This window comes from Streptomyces sp. NPDC060002 (genome assembly GCF_042737245.1).
GTDB lineage: Bacteria > Actinomycetota > Actinomycetes > Streptomycetales > Streptomycetaceae > Streptomyces.
The window spans coordinates 1-3,604 of sequence record NZ_JBHWUW010000120.1 but is presented as its reverse complement, the minus strand read 5'-3'; the positions used below and the strand labels follow the sequence as shown (position 1 = coordinate 3,604).

4 protein-coding genes are annotated in these 3,604 nt (G+C 70.0%); 3 read left to right on the top strand and 1 reads right to left on the bottom strand.

Annotation, left to right across the window (positions count from 1 at the left end; translation table 11 throughout):
• Both ACFWBD_RS41380 and ACFWBD_RS41375 read left to right on the top strand, forming a co-directional pair.
• On the top strand, positions 1–150 hold a 150-nt coding region (locus ACFWBD_RS41380), incomplete at its 5' end, for an adenosylhomocysteinase (protein ID WP_385679368.1).
• Between the two features lie 194 nt (positions 151–344).
• Positions 345–971, top strand: a complete 627-nt coding sequence (locus ACFWBD_RS41375) for a hypothetical protein (RefSeq protein ID WP_385679365.1) — start codon at positions 345–347, stop codon at positions 969–971.
• A 17-nt stretch (positions 972–988) separates the two neighbouring features.
• Here the strand turns inward: ACFWBD_RS41375 and ACFWBD_RS41370 are convergent, their stop codons facing one another.
• Positions 989–2,116 (bottom strand): RDD family protein, encoded by a 1,128-nt coding sequence (locus tag ACFWBD_RS41370; protein WP_385679362.1) that lies wholly within the window; start codon positions 2,114–2,116, stop codon positions 989–991.
• A 130-nt stretch (positions 2,117–2,246) separates the two neighbouring features.
• On the opposite strand from ACFWBD_RS41370, the gene ACFWBD_RS41365 reads away from it, so the two are divergent.
• Positions 2,247–3,254 carry a stage II sporulation protein M gene (locus ACFWBD_RS41365; RefSeq protein ID WP_385679359.1) on the top strand — a complete coding sequence of 336 codons (1,008 nt, stop codon included), beginning with the start codon at positions 2,247–2,249 and terminating at the stop codon, positions 3,252–3,254.
• Positions 3,255–3,604 lie beyond the last annotated feature (350 nt).

The window sequence follows — 3,604 nt, the reverse complement described above, 5'->3', positions numbered from 1 at the left end:
TACGTGCTGCCCAAGCACCTCGACGAGAAGGTCGCCCGCCTCCACCTCGACGCACTCGGCGTCAAACTCACCCGGCTGCGCCCCGAGCAGGCCGCGTACATCGGTGTAGAGGTCGAGGGTCCCTACAAGCCGGACCACTACCGCTACTGAGTCCGCAGCTCCACCCGCTGAAAGCGCGTCCGTGCACTGACGCGCTCCCCAGCACCAGGTAGGTCCTCCGAGGCAGGCCCCCGCACCCCCGTGCCGGGGGCCTGCCCCTTCGGCCCACGGCCGGACCGGCCGTCAGCCCGCCTGGCCGACCCGTCGAGACGGACCTGACCAGCCCGTCACACCCCAGGACCCCCATGCCCCGCGGCCGATATTCGCTCCACGATCCGCACGATCACACCCCCCTCGCCCACGAGCACTTCCAGTGCGCCCCCGGCCCCTCCGGCTGGCGCTACGTCTCTCAACTGACCAGCCCCACCGGCCAACACACCGGCTCCGTCGACCTCACCCTCGACGACCTCGGCCGCCCCCTCCGCCTCGAACTCCACGCGAGCAGCTGGCAGGTACGCGGCGCTGCCCTCGACGGCGTCACCTGGGTCCGCACCGACCCCACCGGCACTCAGGCCACAGAAGGCAATGTCCCCGCCCACGCCTTCACCGGCACATCCCCCGCGTTCCTCATCGCCACCAGCCGGCTCCTACGCCTCACCCCCTCCTCGTCCCCGTCTTCCTCGGCAACCCGAGTACGCCTCGTGGCCTTCACCGATCCGGTCCTCGCCCCGCGCACCGTGGACCAGTCCTGGGCCTTGCTGAGAAGAGAAGCACACGCCACTGACAACGGCCCCCTGACCGTGGACGAATACCAGGTCACAGCCCTGGACACCGGAGAACAGCACGCGGTGCACATCGCCGGGGACGTCGTCCTCGCAGCCCCCGGCATCGAACTGGAAGACCTCGAGACACCTCCGTCGACCTTCGACTGAAGCCGCCCCGGACGGCGCTACGCCGGCGGCACGAACCCAGTGGCCGGTCCCTGGGACGGATCGACAGGCGACTCCTCCACCGGCACCGCGGGCCGCCCCCCGTCCGCCGACGGAACCCCAGCACTCGAACCCGCCGACTGCACCGCACCAGGCCCGTACGCCACCGGCGGCCCGTACGACGGTGCGTACGACATCGGCGACGCGTACGACATCGGCGACGCGTACGGCATGGGCGACGCGTACGGCGTGGGTGGCCCGTACGGCGTGGGTGGTCCGTATGACGCCGGCGGGCCGTACGGCGTCGGCGGGCCGTACGGCGTCGGCGGGCCGTAGGTCCCTGGCGCACCACCCACAGCGCGGACCCCACCCTCACCCCCGGGCCACCCCACCACCGGACCGTTCCCGAAGGCCCGGCGCGCCTCCCGGACCTGCCGCTCCTGCACCACCGCCGCCAGATACGCGGCCGCCGGCACCCCTTGCGGCACCGGCGTCCCCGTACGCGCGGCGAGATCTCCGGCCAGCCGCTCCGCCATCGCCCAGCCCACCTGCGGATCCAGCTGGTTCATCCGCCCCAGGTACTGGCGGACCGCCAGCCACAGCCCGTCCGGCACCGACGAAAGATCAAGCGCCTGGAACCGGCCCGCCAGCCAAGGCGGAGGCGGCGACACGAAACCGGACCGCGCCACGGGCACACGTTCCCGCACCACCAGCGTCCCGGCGAAGACGTCCCCGAGCCGTCGCCCCCGCGCGGACACGAGCGAGGCGATGCAGGCCACCACTCCGATCGTCAGCAGAATCTCCACCACACCGAGCGCACCCCGCACCAGCGCGTGCCGGAACCGGATCGGCCCACCGTCGTCCCGCACCACCCGCAACCCGCACGCCATCTTCCCGAGCGACCGCCCATGACTGAGCGTCTCCACCGCGATCGGCCCGCCGACCAGCACCAGCAGAAACGTGGCGATCGACAACGCGATCTGCGCCGCCTCGTCCAGGGATGCCGTCGCCGCCACCAGAGCGATGCTCACGACGACGTAGACCACGAAGGCCACGGTGAGGTCCAGCAGCATGGCCAACGCCCGGCTGGGCAGCCTGGCAGGCCGCAGCTCCAACGCCACAGCCTCGCCCGTCACCAACTCACTCACGCTCGTCGTCCCTTCCCTGGCCCACCCCGAGAACGGCCAGTCTGCCAAGCTGAGGGCACATCGCGCCGCAGTAAGACAAGCTGACATCCATCACCGGCCGCCGACGAACAGCCGAGGAGCAGGCACACCGATGGACCTCGACGTCTTCGTCTCCGCCCACCGAGCCGAATGGGACCGTCTCGACACGCTCCTGCGTCGTCAGCGCGGTCTCACCGGCGCCGAGACCGACGAACTCGTCACCCTCTACCAGCGCACCGCCACCCACCTGTCCCTGATCCAGTCCAGCGCCCCCGACCCACAGCTCACCGGTCGGCTCACCCAACTCGTGGCACGCGCGCGTAGCGCGGTGACAGGGACCCGCCGCGCCTCATGGCGCGACGCGACGCGCTTCCTCACGCAGGGCTTTCCCGCCGCGGTCTACAGGTCGCGCCACTGGTGGGTGCCCACGGCACTCCTCTCCACCGCCGTCGCCGTCCTTCTGGGCTGGTGGATCGGTACCCACCCGGAAGTCCAGTCCTCCATAGCGGCCCCCGACGAACTGCGCGAGCTCACCCGACCCGGCGGCCTCTACGAGACGTACTACTCGAGCCACCAGGCCGCGGCGTTCGCCGCCCAGGTCTGGACGAACAACGCCCAGGCCGCCGCCATGTGCCTGGTCCTCGGGGTCTTCCTCGGCCTGCCGGTCCTCTGGATCCTCTTCCAGAACATGCTCAACCTCGGCATCGGGGCCGGCCTCATGTACTCGGCGGGCCGACTCGACACCTTCCTCGGCCTCGTCCTCCCGCATGGCCTGCTCGAGCTGACCGCGGTCTTCGTCGCGGCCGGCACCGGGCTCAGGCTGGGCTGGACAGTCATCGACCCGGGCCCGCGCACCCGGCGTACCGCCCTCGCAGAAGAGGGCCGAGCCGCGGTCGGCATGGCGATCGGCCTCGCACTGGTCCTCTTCGTCTCCGGCGCCATCGAAGGCTTCGTCACCCCGTCGGGCCTACCGACATGGGCCCGCATCACCATCGGCATCACAGCCGAACTGGCCTTCCTCACGTACGTCTACGTCCTCGGCGGCAGAGCCGCCCGGGCCGGGGAAACGGGCGACGTCGAGGCAGCCGAGCGGAGCGCCGAGGTGCCGACGGCCGCCTGATGTGCGGACGGCCCCGCTGGGCTGCTAGTCTCCTCTTCGCCCCACAAAAGCCGTTGACACGGAGTGCGTGGGGAGGTAGATTCGAACAGTTGCCTGGAACTGGACAGCGTCCGGTCGGCAGTGGTTAGAATCTGTCAGCCTCTTGAATCCATGATTCCGCAGAGGCACCCCCGATAAGTCGGAAATGAATGGCCGGTCAGACCGGCCCGCAACTTCTGATAAAGTCGGAACCGCCGGAAAGGAAACCGCGAAACAAAAGCGGGAACCTGGAAAGCACCGAGGAAATCGGGTCGAGAAAAGATCTGATAGAGTCGGAAACGCAAGACCGAAGGGAAGCGCCCGGAGGAAAG